At 33.7% G+C, this 16,373-nt stretch carries 13 protein-coding genes; 4 read left to right on the plus strand and 9 right to left on the minus strand.

Annotated elements, in window-relative coordinates; genetic code table 11:
• Positions 1-68: 68 nt before the first annotated feature.
• Entirely contained in the window at positions 69-1,652 is a 1,584-nt protein-coding gene (locus ACM39_RS08325) for a Na+/H+ antiporter (RefSeq protein WP_048510570.1), read from the minus strand.
• 322 nt (positions 1,653-1,974) lie between these two features.
• Here ACM39_RS08325 and ACM39_RS08330 point away from each other — a divergent pair, with 322 nt between their 5' ends.
• Positions 1,975-4,143 (plus strand): outer membrane beta-barrel protein, encoded by a 2,169-nt coding sequence (locus ACM39_RS08330; RefSeq protein ID WP_048510571.1) that lies wholly within the window; start codon positions 1,975-1,977, stop codon positions 4,141-4,143.
• A gap of 402 nt (positions 4,144-4,545) precedes the next feature.
• Here the strand turns inward: ACM39_RS08330 and ACM39_RS08335 are convergent, their stop codons facing one another.
• The 3 genes from ACM39_RS08335 to ACM39_RS08345 all read right to left on the minus strand — a co-directional run bounded on the left by ACM39_RS08335 (position 4,546) and on the right by ACM39_RS08345 (position 8,248).
• Positions 4,546-5,202, minus strand: a complete 657-nt coding sequence (locus ACM39_RS08335) for a response regulator transcription factor (RefSeq protein WP_048510572.1) — start codon at positions 5,200-5,202, stop codon at positions 4,546-4,548.
• Positions 5,183-6,928, minus strand: coding sequence for an ATP-binding protein (locus tag ACM39_RS08340; RefSeq protein WP_048510573.1), 1,746 nt, complete (start codon positions 6,926-6,928; stop codon positions 5,183-5,185). The genes ACM39_RS08335 and ACM39_RS08340 overlap by 20 nt, the downstream gene beginning before the upstream one ends.
• A gap of 645 nt (positions 6,929-7,573) precedes the next feature.
• Positions 7,574-8,248 (minus strand): hypothetical protein, encoded by a 675-nt coding sequence (locus ACM39_RS08345; protein WP_131701429.1) that lies wholly within the window; start codon positions 8,246-8,248, stop codon positions 7,574-7,576.
• Between the two features lie 1,020 nt (positions 8,249-9,268).
• Between ACM39_RS08345 and ACM39_RS08350 the strand changes: the two genes are divergently transcribed.
• On the plus strand, positions 9,269-9,532 hold the full coding sequence (locus ACM39_RS08350) for a hypothetical protein (RefSeq protein ID WP_048510575.1): 264 nt from the start codon (positions 9,269-9,271) through the stop codon (positions 9,530-9,532).
• A 195-nt stretch (positions 9,533-9,727) separates the two neighbouring features.
• Here the strand turns inward: ACM39_RS08350 and ACM39_RS08355 are convergent, their stop codons facing one another.
• The gene (locus ACM39_RS08355; protein WP_048510576.1) at positions 9,728-10,084 is read right to left on the minus strand and encodes a response regulator; all 357 of its coding nucleotides are present in this window, start codon (positions 10,082-10,084) and stop codon (positions 9,728-9,730) included.
• 219 nt (positions 10,085-10,303) lie between these two features.
• Positions 10,304-11,827 carry an FAD-dependent monooxygenase gene (locus tag ACM39_RS08360; RefSeq protein WP_048510577.1) on the minus strand — a complete coding sequence of 508 codons (1,524 nt, stop codon included), beginning with the start codon at positions 11,825-11,827 and terminating at the stop codon, positions 10,304-10,306.
• 105 nt (positions 11,828-11,932) lie between these two features.
• Here ACM39_RS08360 and ACM39_RS08365 point away from each other — a divergent pair, with 105 nt between their 5' ends.
• A complete protein-coding gene (locus ACM39_RS08365) occupies positions 11,933-12,892 on the plus strand; it encodes a helix-turn-helix domain-containing protein (RefSeq protein ID WP_048510578.1) in 960 nt (319 codons plus the stop codon).
• Positions 12,893-13,102: 210 nt separating this feature from the next.
• Here the strand turns inward: ACM39_RS08365 and ACM39_RS08370 are convergent, their stop codons facing one another.
• Positions 13,103-13,711, minus strand: a complete 609-nt coding sequence (locus tag ACM39_RS08370; RefSeq protein ID WP_048510579.1) for a hypothetical protein — start codon at positions 13,709-13,711, stop codon at positions 13,103-13,105.
• 229 nt (positions 13,712-13,940) lie between these two features.
• Between ACM39_RS08370 and ACM39_RS08375 the strand changes: the two genes are divergently transcribed.
• Positions 13,941-14,402 (plus strand): MaoC family dehydratase, encoded by a 462-nt coding sequence (locus tag ACM39_RS08375; protein WP_048510580.1) that lies wholly within the window; start codon positions 13,941-13,943, stop codon positions 14,400-14,402.
• A 234-nt stretch (positions 14,403-14,636) separates the two neighbouring features.
• Here the strand turns inward: ACM39_RS08375 and ACM39_RS08380 are convergent, their stop codons facing one another.
• Positions 14,637-15,557 (minus strand): helix-turn-helix domain-containing protein, encoded by a 921-nt coding sequence (locus ACM39_RS08380; RefSeq protein ID WP_048510581.1) that lies wholly within the window; start codon positions 15,555-15,557, stop codon positions 14,637-14,639.
• A gap of 21 nt (positions 15,558-15,578) precedes the next feature.
• Positions 15,579-16,337, minus strand: a complete 759-nt coding sequence (locus ACM39_RS08385; protein WP_048510715.1) for an SDR family oxidoreductase — start codon at positions 16,335-16,337, stop codon at positions 15,579-15,581.
• Positions 16,338-16,373: the final 36 nt, after the last annotated feature.

Consider the following 16,373-nt stretch of genomic DNA (forward strand, 5'->3'; position numbering starts at 1 on the left):
TTATTAAAAGAGGTTGATAATTTTATCAACCTCTTTTTTATGTTTTATTAAAATATATAATTTTTAATTTATAAAAGCTTTATTCTTTCTTCCTCTAAATCAATCTGATAAATTTGCCAATGAATATATTCTTCATGCAATTCAGGATCTTTTTTTAGTCCCGCCAAAAACTGCCGTTGGTTTTCTAGCAGTTCCAGATAATTTTGTTTGGAAGTTTCTGTCATTTTCATTTTTTCAGGCTGGCTGATTTTATCTTCCCACATATTAATCATTTTCTGTAAATGGGGATCTTTATATAATCCTTTCTCATGTTTCTCTTTCAAAAGCCGTAATGTTTCTACAACAAGCTGGTTTTTTACCTTTATTTTCGCTTCATCTTCAGTCAATTCTCTGCCATAATCAAAAAGATTGGTACGTTTGATAAGATAAGGAAGTGTAAGCCCCTGAATCAAAAGGGTAAATAAAATAACCGTAAACGTGATAAATAAAATAAGATTACGATGAGGAAAAGCTTCTCCGTCCGGCAATGTCAACGGGATCGAAAGAGCCGCCGCTAATGATACAACTCCTCTCATACCCGTCCATCCAAGCAGCAAGGGCATTCCTAATCTTCTTCGCCTTGAAAGACCTCTTCCCGGAGCTACACTTGGTCTGAATATCAATGTAGCAACCAGAGCTCCATATGAAGAAACCATTCTGGTGACAATCAAAATAACAGTAACCAAACAGCCGTACAGAATAGCTCTGCCTAAAGGAATTCCGTCTGCCCGAAGCCCTCTTACAACCTCAGGAAGTGCTAAACCTATAAGCATAAACACAATACCATTGAGTATAAAAATCAAAGCTTCCCAAAAGCTGAAAGCTTTTATTCGGCTTGCACTGCTTAGGAAAGAAAATCTTCTTATTGATAAAAATAAACCTCCCGCAACTACTGCCAATACACCGGAACTCTGAACCTGCTCAGCCGCCCAATATAACAGGTAAGGCTCTACAAGCGTGAAAACAATATCTGAAGGAGCGTCTGTAGGCAATTTTTTATGTGCCTGCATGAATAACCATCCGCCTAAAAGCCCGATAGCGATTCCTCCAATCACCATCCACGAAAAATCCCGGATTGCTGTCTGAAAAATAAACTGCCCGGAACCTACCGCAACCAAAGCAAATCTAACAATGATAAGCGACGAAGCATCATTAAGCAAACTTTCTCCCTCCAAAATAGCCGACGTGGATTTAGGAATTTTTACAAACTTCATAATAGCACCGGTACTTACGGCATCGGGCGGAGATACAATTCCTCCCAGTAAAAAGCCCAATGCCAATGTAATTCCCGGGATATAATAATTTGCAAATAGGGCTACTGCCAATGCAGAAAAAAACACTACTAAGAAAGCAAAACTACCGATTATGCGCCACCATTTTTTCATTTCCTTAAACGAAATACTCCAGGAAGCTTCAAAAAGAAGCGGAGGTAAGAAAATAAAGAAAATCATATCCGGATCTATCTGAATATTGGGTAATCCGGGAATAAAACTGATAAGCAGCCCTGCAATAACCAAAAGTACAGGATAAGCGACTCGTAATTTATCCGCAAGCATTTCTATCAATACAATAGCTACCACAAGCGCAATGATAAAAGGTAATAATTCGTGCATCTTCTGAGGGAATTTTTTATAAACTTAACAAATATATAAAATACGAAACAGCAGTCCCTCTTTTATATAAACAAATAGATTATGTTAAACCATTTATTATCTGCCGGCATTTTTAAAAAGATTCGTCAAATATTTAAATTTATCTGAAATGTGCATCTGTTTCAAAATAAAAATAGTTTTGTACGCATTGACATATAAACATTTAGAACAATAACTATCATTATAATCATCCGATTAATTTTTAATTTTCTATTACATCTTTATATCTTGATGTAACAAATATTCTCCGATAGGTGTCTTATACATGAAAACTTTATAACAAATGAAAGTAATTTTAGCACCGATCGCTATAACGATAAGCTCTTTAGTATTAGCTCAAACAAAACAAGATACCCTCAAATCAGAAGAAATAGAAGCTGTTACCGTAATTGCCAGAAAGCCAACTGTAGAATCTAAAGCAGACAGAACGGTTTTCAATGTATCAAACAGTTCTATTTTGGCAGGAAATACAACATGGGATGTTTTGAGAATGACACCTTTGGTAAGTATCGATAATAACGATGTCGTGAAAGCTGAAGGAGAATCAGTAACCGTTTATATTAATGATAGAAAATCTGTGTTTACAGGTAAAGAATTAAAAGAATACCTTAAAACAATTCCTGCAGACAATCTTATGAAAATTGAAGTAATTACAAGCCCGTCGTCACGTTATGAAACTTCAGGTTCTGTGATTAATATTGTCTTAAAAAAACGTGATGATGAAGGGATAAAAGGAAGTGTAACCTTCAATAACAAGCAAAATACGAAAAACTCACAGTATACCAACCTCAATCTGAATTATCATAAGAAAAAATTCACGCAAACATTCATAGGAAGTTACAGTGACAATATTTACGTAGAGAAAAACTATAGTGTCAATACGTTATATGAAAATAACTCTGTAACTGAAATTAACCTTGAAAGTATTGCCAGAAGCCAAAGCCCTTCCCTATCTTCAACTTCCGAATTTGAAATTAATGATAAAAATAATTTCGGGCTTATCCTGGAATATTATCAAAGCAGAAGATTAGCTTCTTCGGAAGCCGACGGAACCAAATATATGAATGATATTTTTCAAAGTTCCTACCTTCAAAACCAAAATTCAACGGGGCTTAACCGTACTTTGGGAACCAACTTATTTTATAAATATTATGACAAAGAAAAAAACAGAATTCTTGATATTAATTTAGGAATTAATTATGATTCTCAATCGGAAACCAACGAATTTATAATCAATAAAAGCACTTCTCCGATGGCTGATCATTTGGGGATTATTTCTGATAACCAGGCCCGGAATTATTACCTTAAGGTAGATGCCACCCAACCTTTAGGCAAGTCAGGAGGAACATTGGAATTAGGAGGAAAGATGGATTTCAACAATAATATTCTTCCGAATAACCTATATGGAAACAGTCTTGATAATATCACAGGACTTCAAAAAAATGATACTTTCCATTATGAGGATAATATTAATTCATTATATGCCAACTATAGTAAAACTTTCTTTAAAAAACTGGAAACCAGAATTGGAATTCGTTATGAGAATATTCATTACAAAATGCGGCAGGACATAGCAGGTACAAATAGAAAAGATTCTTACGGAACGTTTTTACCCAATTTATTATTAAAATATTCTTTTTCAGACAAATATGATCTAAGTCTTACCTATAATCGTAACCTTTGGCGACCTTGGTATGCTGAATTTAATCCTTTTCTTTTGCCCAATAACGATGGGTTTTATTCAAGAGGAAACATACATTTAGAACCTAATCCCAGTCACAGGCTTTATATGAAACTCGGGATTCTGAAAAAGTATTTCCTTTCTGCAAGGTATATGTTTACTGATCAGGATTACTGGACGAGTTATGCTGTTGAGGACGGTAAAACCGTAACTTTGCCGGATAATTTTACAGGAAAAGTTCAGAAATATTATCTTTTTGCCAATACCAACCAGACATTCTTAAAAAATAAGCTGAGCGTAAATGTCGGTTTTGGCTGGTATTATATTGACAACAGTGATTTTAATGCTAAAAATGGTCTTAATAATACGGAAAATATGCCCGGACCCAAAAGCTATATCAGTTACTTTGGAGGGTCTACTAATCTTTCTTACACGAATCTTTTTAATAAAAACATCAATGTAAGCGGATGGGTTGAAGTTTCCAATCAAAATAACGGAAATTCTAATGCCAATAGAACCAATATATTCCACAATATTTCGGTAACAAAAATATTTCCTAAAACACAAATGGAAGCCAGCTTGCAACTCATGAATATCTTCAAAAGACCAAATTTTGATGCTACAACTTATAGCCCGGTAGGAAGTTTCAGAAGTTCATCAAAATGGGATTGGTATGGCTTTTCCCTTACTTTTGTAAAACGTTTCGGAAATCAAAAAGTAAAAGAAAACACAAAAACCGATGTAGAGAAAAACGGTGGCGGCGGAAAATAAACGGACTGTAATAATCTATTGCTATTTCTGCAGCAGAAATTTGCTTCAGCAAAATAGTGCATAAACGTTTGATGATTCGGTTTTAGTATTGATAACTACGAATCATAGAAAAAGGAGGCTTTCGCCTCCTTTTTTGCTGTATTAAAATAATCTTGAAACCAATTCTTCTTTATATATTATATATGTGTTTTTTTAATAAGGTTTTCAAGAAGCAGGTTAAAGATTATACATACACTATTTTTTTTCATCACTTATGCTCTAAATCTATACCGTTTTCATTCGGTAAATTTTCTACGACAAAGTAACGAAATTGCTGTATAAAAACTCCCACAACCTACATCGATATATATCGATAACAACGTCGATATTTATCGATAAAACACACAAAGATGGGTTTAAACCTTAAATTTTATGATGGGTTTTAATAAGATCAATCAGCTCAACAAGATTTTCTATTTTTAATTTATCCAGAATATTTTTCTTAATGGTACTTACCGTATTTTGCTTTATATCAAGCTGATTTGCAATTTCCAGATTGCCATATCCGTCGGCATACATTTCTGCAATTTGTAATTCCCTATTGGTTAAACGACTGAGCGGATTCATCAGATTAGGATCATTAGCAAACTGTATCAATAAATTCTGAGAAGCGGCAGAAATATACTCCCCTTTTTGTACAATACTTAAAATCGCCTGTTTTACCTCTTCTTCTTCGCTTAATTTGCTCAAATATCCATTAGCACCGGCATTAATAAACTTTAGCACATGCAAATGTTCTTCCAGGCCTGAGAAAATTAAAATTTTAATATTGGGATTCACACTTTTTATTTGTGGCAGAATATGTAAGCTGTTTCCAGACGGAAAATGAGCGTCAATTATTGCTATTTCTATTTCATTTAATTTCACAAGTTCTACGACCTGCTGTAAAGATGAGGTCTGATAAATTTTAGAATTGGGAACAACCTCATTAATTACGAGCTCCATCCCGTGCCGCACAATGCTATGGTCGTCTGCTAAAAGAAATTTAATCTCTTTATCTTCAATTTGTAATCCCATCATTATTAATATTTAAATTTATCCTGAACGTCATTTTTGTTCCTTTATGTAATTTACTTGACACAAAAATTTCACCATCAAAAAGCTCTACAATTTCTTTGCATAAGTTTAGCCCTAAGCCCGCGCCAAAATTATCAACTTCATCAGATAACAACCCTTGGTAATAAGGCTCAAAAATTTTTTCCAGATCTGATTCGGATATTCCTACACCAGTATCAACTATTGTTGTTGTCAGTGATATTTTATTCTCTCCTATCGGCTCAGTTGTCATTGTGAGATCAATTTGCCCGTTTTCCGTAAACTTATTGGCATTTCCCAGAATATTCATAAATAACTGGTTGATTTTTATATTGTCTGAATAAACAATCAAATCTGCCGGTATATTATCCGTTACTATAAACTTATTATTTCTGGTTTCTATATAAGGCGCAATTGCCGTCACAATAGAATTGATCTCATTTTTAAGATTAAAAACATTACTTACAAGTTTTTTTCCTGCTTCCTGGTTTTTTGTGTATTCTAAAATCTGATTAGATTGTATAAGCAAGGTGCTGTTGGTAAACTTTATCGATTTAAGATATTCTTTTATCGTCTCATCTTTTGTAGTTTTGGTAATTTTATCAATAAAAATATTGATAATTTTTAGCGGAGAACGTAACTCATGGCTCAGCATTCCCAAAATCCTGTTTTTGAAATTAAGACTATTTTTAATTTCTTTATTTGCCGCATTCAGTTTCAGCTCATATATGAAAGCAATCCTTGTAAAATACATAATCAGAATTGATACAATGAACATTAAAACCATTAATCCAAATACCGAATACGTTCGGATTTTAGTATTGATTGAGCTTTGCGCATTATATTCTTTTTCCAGTTCTGACTTGAAACCTTTTATAGCACTCTCATAGACATCTATCAACCCGTTGCTGTAGATTAGTAATCTGCTGAAGTTACCATAAAATTGTATATTATCACGCTGATTATCGCGTTGATTCTGAACGGCACGTACCTGAACCTTCTTAATTTCAGTCAAATAATATTTATCCATAGATTTTACTATGCTATCCATTTTTGATTTTACATCAGAAAGCTCTGCAGCTTTTTTATTCGTTAAAGTAATGATGGTGCTTTCTTTTTGTACATCAACCTTACCTGATATGGCATCCTTTAAACGCCCCATCAGGCCTTTCTTCTTGATGGTATCAGAAAAGGTCTGGGTTTGTACATCCAAACCATTAAAATTATTATTGTAATTATATTTTTCTATATTATATTGTTCATCCTGAATTTTTGGAGGTGGTTTCAGAGAAAATTTATATGCAGAATCTATCAGTGTTTGTAACCTTGTAATTTTCAGGGTATCTTTTTTCTGTTTTACTAAACCATTTTTCAACCTTGGATTAAGGTTTTCATATTTATTTATTTTATCAAAATTATAGTTAAGCTTTCCAAGAGATTGAAAATACAATTTGAGATCTTTATCATCCTGACTAATCATATATTTTTGGAGATAATTTTGTGCATCCATGAAATTTTTTTTTGAATTGTCGGTTATCCCTTCCAACTCTCTACTTTCCTTCAATTGGGCATTGATAAATTTCAATTTCTCCTCATTGATAAATTCGTTATAAAAAAATATTGCAACAATTACCTGCACTAATAAAACACAGATAATTAATGAATAATGAACAATTTTTCTCAGCTTAAAATCTAATAATTTGTATTTCATATCTATTTATCAGCTAAAATTAATTTCTTGTCTACTTAAGTCTATTTGGTATTAGTTTTAAAAGAAATAATATTATTACCGAAAATTTAATTATTGGTTTATATTATTCAGGCAAAGTTAAAGTATTTTTTGTCTATTTATACCTTACAAAAATCAGAAAAATTAATTCTAATCCAGTTCGAAATATTTGATAAAAACTCCACAATTTCACTAAGTTTACGTACAATTTTACAATCATAAAACAAACTATATATATAATCAAAAAAAACCTTGTTCAATGAACAAGGTTTTCCATATTTTTTTACAAAGCATAAAATAAATAATCTGCTTTTTAAATATCTTTATTTCTTACAACTTTTCAGAAATACTCATTTTTAAAATATAGATTTTGATTATGGATAAGAAAGAAGTTTAATAGCGGGAACAAGTTTTTCAACAAATTTTGCGGAAGTAAAGACTCTTACAGAACAGTATTATATTATCATCAAATCAAGTGGTATTTTATATCATTTCCTTTATAAAATTCCTGATCCTCATGAAAATGACTTCTAAAAAAGTACTGCAAGAAGGGATCATCTTTACATTCCGCAATTTGTTTTAGTTTATCATTGTGTGTATTTAGAACCTTAATAAGCTTTATTTTTTCTAGAACTTTTCTAGGATTAAATTGTAAAGTCTTTCCTGCCCGGCTACAGCAGAATTTATTACTACGTAACAGGTTGCCCGATATAAGTCTTTAGTTCCTGGGACAGCAAACGTAAGTACATTTTTTTCATTAACAACCATTGTTCCTGAACCAATACTTTTCCATGTAGACCAGTCTGTAGGTGTGAATGTATATTTTCCGGCTGAACCATTAAACGTATTAACACTCGAACTTTGTCCTGTTGTCAGCCAAGTCTCTTCATCTAATACAACAACATCAATATTTGCAGCTGGCGCAGATTTAAGTCTTATTTGTGGATAAACATCAGTTGTACTCGTACCATTTACAGGATATAAACGTATTTCTATCACACCCGCACTTATTGCCAGATTAGCATCTGCCCTGGTTCCAAAGTATTGTTGTTTTTGAATGCTAACTCCTGAAGTTTCAGAGCTTCCATCTAAATCTCCAACAGTTAAAGAAGTTTTACGAAGCACACCATTAGTATCAGATGCTAAAATATAATCAGGAGTATTTGCAGGATTTATGATTCTTACTCTTGCATCACCATTTACATCTAACATAGATTCGGGAGCTGTTGTATTGATACCCACTTGCCCAAATGCAAAGGAGCATGACGAAAGTACTGTAATTGTCAGTAATAATTTTTTCATTTCTCAATTGTTATAATTTATTAAACCTTTAAGTATTTATTTTCAGCTGACAAAATTATGAGGATAAAAAAGAGAACAATATAAAGTGCTCATGTTAAAACACTCATCACATCCCTTAATATCACTCATTTTTTTATTTCATTGATATTTAATACTTTACTATTTTCGAATAATTTTTTATATAGTAAAGTTGTTTTACTTTTTCTTTTTTCTTTATCCATTTTTCACAACTAGATTTGGGAATATTTCGCCTTTCTTTATAGATTGAATTTCTGCTTGCAAAATTAGATTTGAGATATAAGCATAGCAAATTATTAATAGAATGATTATAGAAAAAATGAAAAACAATTATCCTTTAAAAATACTTTTTACAATTTTCAGCACATGATAACCAATAAGTTATATTAAATTACAACAATGTAACCTATTGAAATAATTTCAAGTTCATTAAAGGATAATGCCTGACTTTGTTAATGAAAAAATTTATAAATACTGATTATGAAAAAATTTTCATGCTTTTTTTATTTCGTAAGAGTAATATTTTTTCAAAAAGTTTTTTTTAAAAAGACATTTCTTATTTTCATTGTATTTTTCCTCCAGTTTTTACTGCAGCACAATCTACCCCACAAAGCATTGATAAAAGATTGAAAGAGCTTGCAAGTACAAATTTTAAACAAACAATAACTACCGATAGTGCAATTTCCATTGCGGAAAAATGTTATGAAGAATCAAAACTGATACATTATAGTAATGGAATAAGGCGTAGTAGCTTACAACTAGCTCTTTTTTATTATAGCAAGGGAGATTTTGAAAAGTCTATCAAAATTTCGAATGAGATAGAACCTTTGATGGAGAAAATCTGATAATATAAATGCTGTCGAATTTTATAAAAACAGAGCATTAAATTATACACTTTTAGCGCTGTACAGTGAAGGTTACCGTGAATACCAAAAAGCTCTCAAAATTGCAGAAAAAATCCCTGATAACGATGAAAAATATTACAGAATCTCTGCAATATATTTGGATTTTTTATATTATTATGACCAAATCCCTCAATCTTCTGAAGAAAGAATTAATGACTATTTATTAAAAGCTTTGAAAGAAGATGAACTTATAAGTAAATATGGAAAATTGGCGAAAACAGGCGCTAGAAATGAATGGATTATTCAATTAAACTACTTCTTAGGTTCGCAATATATGACTGCCAAAAAGCCCAATATGGATCTTGCGAGGAAATATTTTACACAAGCGCAGGAAATATATGAAACCTCTACCCAAAAATGATCGAAGAAAATGGGATGAGGTTTCTTTCTTTTTTATGCAGGTTTTATTACACAGATAAAAATTTTGAAAAAGCTGTTGAATTTGGGCAAAAAGCTATTAACAACAAACCAGTTTTTTCATAAATAGGAATTTCTTTATTTTTCATTCTCTGTCATATCCTGTTTCGATATCTAATCTTATTTATTTTAAGATTCATCAGGAATTTTTTTTAACAACATCAATCATATGATCGATATCAAAAGGTTTTTGAATAAAATCGTCTGCCTTACACTCTTTTGCTGTTTTAGGAAGATCAAAAGATGTAGAAGTAAGTACCGAAGATACTTCTTCCGTCTCCGGATCTGATTTAAGTTCCTTGATTACTTCTGATCCTTTTTTCGTTCCTTTGATATGATCATCTACGACAACTACATCGGGCTCAATTTCATCAATTTTCTCAATAGGTTCTGTTGTCAATGACGGAGTAACATCAAAGCCTTCATCTTCCAGGACCTCTTCCATAATATTGAGAACATCTTTATTATCCTGAATAAGTACAACCTTCTTTTTCATACCATATTAATAATATTGTAATAAATATACAAAAAAATGTATATTGAGTGACCATACAGCATGGTAAAAAGAAATGCGAGAAGTTGTAATTTGTATTGATGAACATATCAAGATATTAAAAGTGACAAGAAAAATATACAAGTAAATTTCGAGGAAAGCGATGTGAAAAACTATTCCCATTTTAAAGATAAGAAACGATTTTATAATAATTATAAATTCCTAGTCGTTATCCAACCATTTATTTAATGTTTCACTTAGTGTTTCAATATCAAATTCTTCTCCTTTATTCTGCACCCATGCCACAAATCCGTCTGGTCTTATGAAAACACTTTTGATGGCAGGTACTTCTCCGATTGCGGGTAAGCTCCACATACCATTATTTTCTTTCACTTTTGGAACTGCGTTAATAACATCAATGCTCAATTTATATGCCTCTGGAATTTCTACATTGTTTTTATCTTCAAAATTCAGCAGCAAAGGTCGTCCTTTGTGCATTAAGGCGAACAAGCCTGTTTCCGTATTGTTCAATAGTAATTTGAGATTAGGTATTCTTTGTCCAACCAATAGATGTTTGCCTTCTCCCCAAGCATAACGCACACCTAAACCACTAAGAATTTTTGATAAATGAAGTGTTACTTCCGGAACCTGTAACATAGTCCCGACAACCGCTCTGAGGGCTTCTATTTGAGAACCGGGTTTAATAAGGGCCGTTTGTGCTTTTGCCATTTGGAGAACCGCAGCACCAACAGGGTGTCTCTCTTCTTCAAAAGTATCAAGCAATTTGTCCGAAGCCTTGTTTGTGGCTGCCAAACCTAATTTCCAACCTAAATTCATCGCATCCTGTATGCCTAAATTCAGACCTTGTCCGCCAATGGGCGAATGTGTATGAGCTGCATCGCCAAGCAAAAACACACGTTGGTAACGATACTTTGTTACTTGTCTGAAACCGTCGCCAAACCTTGACATCCAGCGGGCGGAACGCAATCCGAAATCAGTGCCAATTCCTTCTATCATTGCCTGTTGCAATTCCTCTAAAGTTACAGGTTGGCTTCGGTCAATAGGTGGTGTTACTTTCATTATGCTCACGCGATACCAATCTTCCTCTACGTTAGAAACCTGATAAGTCCCAACTCGTAAATTGCGACCAAACCGTTCGTGTTCGGCAGGCGGGTTATCTAAATAAACATCTGCTACAACCCAATGAGAAAGCGGGTCTTCGCCTGTAAAACTTTCTCCGCACAATCTTCTTACTATACTGTTTCCACCATCACAACCTGCAAGATATTTTGCCGAAAAGTTTTTTACCTCTCCATTTTGTTGGGCAAAAACTTTGACTTCCGTTTTATCCTGATTGAAATAAAGTAATTCGGTTGCCCAATAAATTTCCACACCTAATTCTATTGCCCGTTCTGTCAAAAGACGTTCTGTCTGGTGTTGTGGTAAAATGAGTGCATCTGGGAAATCAGGGTCTAAGGCTTTGGGGTTCATCGGAACTCCTGAGAAAAGAACAACTCGCAAGGCTTTTCCCAGTTTCTCAAATTCTTCTGCCAATCCTCTCATTCTAAAAGCTTCCATTGACCTTGCGTTGATGCCCGGTGCCCTCGATTCGCCTGTTGTGCCGTGGGCTCTGCGTTCTATTATGGCAACATTGGCGCCCATCAATTTTAATTCGCAAGCCAGCATCAAACCTGTCGGGCCTGCTCCTGCTACAATTACATCGTATGATTTTTCAGTTATGTTCATTTTTATTTTTTTTAAATGATTTACACTACAAAATTCATCTATTATATATGAATAAAATAGCTAATTTTAACCTTAAAATAGTCTAATCTGATTTTACTTATTAAGATGAACGAAGAAATTGAGATAAATAATTTCCCTGAATACATCAAAAATTCGGGTGGTTCAATGGATGAAAATAGTTTCTTACAATTTCCGGAAAGCCTCGGTACAGGTTACCTGAAAATAATAAAACCTTTGCCCCAGCTCAGTATTATGCTTCAGCATTATGAGTTGAAAAAAAGACTTGTTATAAAGCGAAGTAAGCATGAGTTTAGTAAAAGCATTTTGATTTTTAGTTTCAGGAATGTGATAATGGGCAAAAGGAATACGCAACAAAAATTGTCATTCAGCTACATGCCTTCGGTGCAGGTTTCTACTTCAGATATGACATTAGACATTGAAGTGCCGGGGTTATTTGAAACAAGCAATATCATCGTGGGTATTGAAGCCGGTTATTTGCAGCAATTGTTAGAAAAAGATGGCAATAATCGCCTGACGGAATTAGTAACAAAAAAGGAACAATCCTTTCTTTATGAAGAAATCGTCTCTCCTAAAATCCAGTTGGTGGCCTCTGAAATTTTTCAAATACCGGCTACCCATCATTTAGCAAACTTCTACTATAAAATAAAAGCAGAAGAATTGATATTTTTGTTTCTTGAAAATTTGCTACAACGTGAAGAGTTACCTAAATACCCAATACATACAAGCGATGTAACGGCTGTTTATGCTTTGCGTGAAGAACTGCTAAACAATCTGAATGAGCCTCCGCAATTAGCTATTCTGGCAACCAGGGCCAATATGAGCGTAAGCAAGTTAGGGAAAATATTCAGGCAAATTTTTGGCGATAGCATTTATAATTATTATCAAAAACTGAGGATGCAGGAAGCTGCATTTTTACTTCGTGAAGAAAAACTGTCTGTTTCGGAAGTCGGCTATCAGCTTGGGTTTTCAAATCTTAGTCATTTTACCCGTCTTTTTGAAAAGCATATTGGAGTGAAGCCTAAGAAATATAGTAAAATGAATTAGACATATACTTTAAACTGAATATAATTCACTATAAAGATAGATTTCTAACCTTTCTAATGAGTGTTTCTCTTCAAGTTTAAAGCAATTTTAAGATAATATTATTTCATAATAATGCCATTGATCAAATTCCGGATTCCGGTCTGTGCTTCAGATTAGACCAATGGCATTTATTTTTTGGTTAAACATTAATAAAGGCAATGTTTCTACAAATTATTTAAGCAACGCATTCCTCGCTTTTCCTTTTGAGTCCCATACTTTAATCGCTGGATTGCCAAGACTGTCAACCACAATTGAAATTCTCGGTTTTTCATCTGGCCCGTTGATTATCAAGCCGGCATTACCATTTTCAGTTGTCAGCTTCATCCGTGAAATATTACTTCCTGGCTTGCCCGACAAATCCTTATCATTGATGAGTATTCCTGCTCGGAAATTCTTTCCATTATTGCGATCATCCTGTGAAAGAAAGCCAATCGCATCGGCATTAGCATAGTCAAATGCCAACGCATGCAATCCTGCTTCATTGGTTTGGGATAGTGCAAGCCCTCCCACTTCATCTCCATTTTTGTCATAGAATATCAAGCCCGCGGGAGCCATGCGTCGTTTGTATTCTTTTCCGGCTATGATGGGATTAGGCATGCGCTCCTCATTAGAAATAACAATCCTATTTGTTCCTTTATCATCAACAATGTTGATTCTTTTTACTGTTATTTCGTCAAATGATTCCTTTAAGTTTTTAATTGAAACAAACGAATAACACAATGCCAAAGTTGAAACACCGGCGTAGATAAATAAAAAATTGCTTTTGAAATTGCTTTTCATGGAGTAAATTTTTAAGTGGTTAGTTTAATATTGTTAGATGTTAAAGCTGAAATTTGATGCAGGTATGCAACATCACAAACTTAAAAAAAGTTAAAGAATTGCAGACCTGATAAAGATAAGTAATTTATAAACAGTCAAGATCTTCAATATTGTGTTTATTGAATGCTATTATATACCATGTATAAATTGCGTAACTTGTCATATTAAACCGAGATAAATATGCGACACAATGGTAATTATTAACAATTTTGGAGATTATAAGTCCTATGAAGGAAAAACTATAGGAGTATCAGACTGGCATCAGATAGATCAGCAACAGATAAGCAAATTTGCGGACGCCACCTTAGATCAACAGTGGATACATATTGACAAGGAAAAAGCAGAGAAGGAAGGCCCGTTTGGTTCTACCATCGCTCACGGCTATTTAACGCTTTCTCTCATACCCTATTTATGGAAACAGATTGCTGATGTTCGAAATGTAAAAATGGAAATAAATTATGGGATAGAAAATTTCAAATTTGGGCAGCCGGTACCGGTAAATAGTGAAGTACAATTGCAGGCTACCGCAAAATCCGTTTCAAATCTAAAGGGAACAGTTAAAGTCGTTATCCAGGCAAAGTTAGCTATTAAAGGACAAGAGAAACCGGCTTATATAGGTGATGTAATTTTTCTTTATCATTTCAATCAATAGCACAGACAACTGTAATATGGAATGTTCAGACTAATATTATTACGAATGAACTATTGTACCAATTTATAAAAAATCAATAGCACATTTGCAGATTAAAAAGGCATTTATTTCTATAAAAAAGAATAATAAATAACTATCCTTTAGCTCAATAATTTGAATATTCAGAACTCAATTATCAAATAAATTACTCATCTCTTTACAAGCCCATTAATTTTTAAATTGAAATTGCTCAGACTAATTAAAACCTGAACGGAATTCCACGGGACTTTGACTGGTCTTGCTCTTGAAAAGCTTGCTGAAAGACTGCGAATGTTCAAAGCCCAGTTCATAAGCAATTTCGCTTACTGAAAGATTAGTGGTTGAAAGCTTCTCTTTGGCTTTTTCTATAAGCTTATCATGAATATGTTGCTGTGTACTCTGCCCCGTAAGCACTTTAAGTAAAGTGCTTAGATATTTGGGAGAAACATTCATCTGCTCTGCAACATCATGGACAGTGGGTAATCCTTTTGAAATTAAATCGTCATTACGAAAATAATCAGTCAGAAGCTCTTCCAGACGATTCAAAATCTGATGACTGGATTTTTCTCTGGTGATGAATTGACGGTTGTAAAATCTTTCTGAATACCCCAGCAAAGTTTCTATTTGTGAAATAATAATCTGCTTGCTGAATTTATCAATATTGGCGTGATATTCCTGCCGGATGTTTTCAATGATACCGTTAACTGTTTTTTCTTCTTTCTGGGATAGAAACAAGGCTTCATTCACTGAATAATCAAAATATTCGTATTGCTTAATAATTTTGGAAAGCGGTGTATTCCAAAAAAAATCCGGATGAACAAGCAGCATCCAACCGGAACGTTTTTGGATTGAATTTTTTTCAGGGTTAATTTTGAAGACCTGATTGGGTGCTATAAACCCCATAACACCCTCGTCAAAATCATATTTTTGCTGCCCGTATTTCATTTTAAAATCGATACCTCTTTTCAGCGAAATCTGGTAAAAATCAAATACCCAGCTTTTATCACCAATATCGGTCGTACGTGGAATCTTACTAAAATCTATCACGCTAATCAACGGATGTTCGGGTTGCGGCAAACCCCGCGATCTGTGAAATTCGCTGATACTCTTTAATCTGATGGGCTGCTTGTTTTCCATATCCAAATTTAAGAATTGTTTTTATAATGCCTGCCCGCCCGAAACTTCAATTCGTTGCCCGTTTATCCAATATGCATCCTGAGTACACAAAAATGCCACAACTTTACCAATATCATCAGGCATACCAACTCTTCCTAATGCTGTAAAGCTTGCAATTCGTTTGTTTGCTTCCTCATTATCCCTCACATTTCCACCATCAAAATCGGTTTCGATTGCTCCCGGCGCAATAGCATTTACACGGATTCCTCTCGTACCCAACTCCTTGGCCAGGTAACGTGTAAGAATTTCAATAGCCCCTTTCATCGATGCGTATACAGAAGCATTAGCAACCGTTGTACGTGCAAGTCCGGACGATAGGTTGATAATTCCGCCACCGTCATTTATAAACGGTAATGCTTTTTGTATCAAAAAAAATACACCTTTATAATGAATATTGAAAATTTCGTCTAATTGCTGCTCGGTAGTTTCGCTTGCACGTGCCATTAAACCAATTCCTGCATTATTAATGAGAAAATCAAAATTTGGACTGCCGGTATTTTCCTGCAGATATGTAGTTACCTGTTTCAGAAAATCATCAAATAAATTAATATTGCCTGTGTCTAATTGGAAAGCAACTGCTTTTTGCCCGAGCGATTGAATTTCTTCGATTACTTGGTCGGCAGATGCTTTGTTGCTTTTATATGTAAAAATAATATCAATTCCCTTTTTAGCCAGTGAAATTGCCATATTACGTCCAAGTCCACGACTTCCACCTGTTATCAATGCTGTTTTTGCGTTCATTTTGTGAGTTTTATTGAATTTTAATTTTATGTTATT

Source organism: Chryseobacterium sp. FH2 (genome assembly GCF_001045455.1).
In the GTDB taxonomy this organism is placed as follows: domain Bacteria; phylum Bacteroidota; class Bacteroidia; order Flavobacteriales; family Weeksellaceae; genus Chryseobacterium.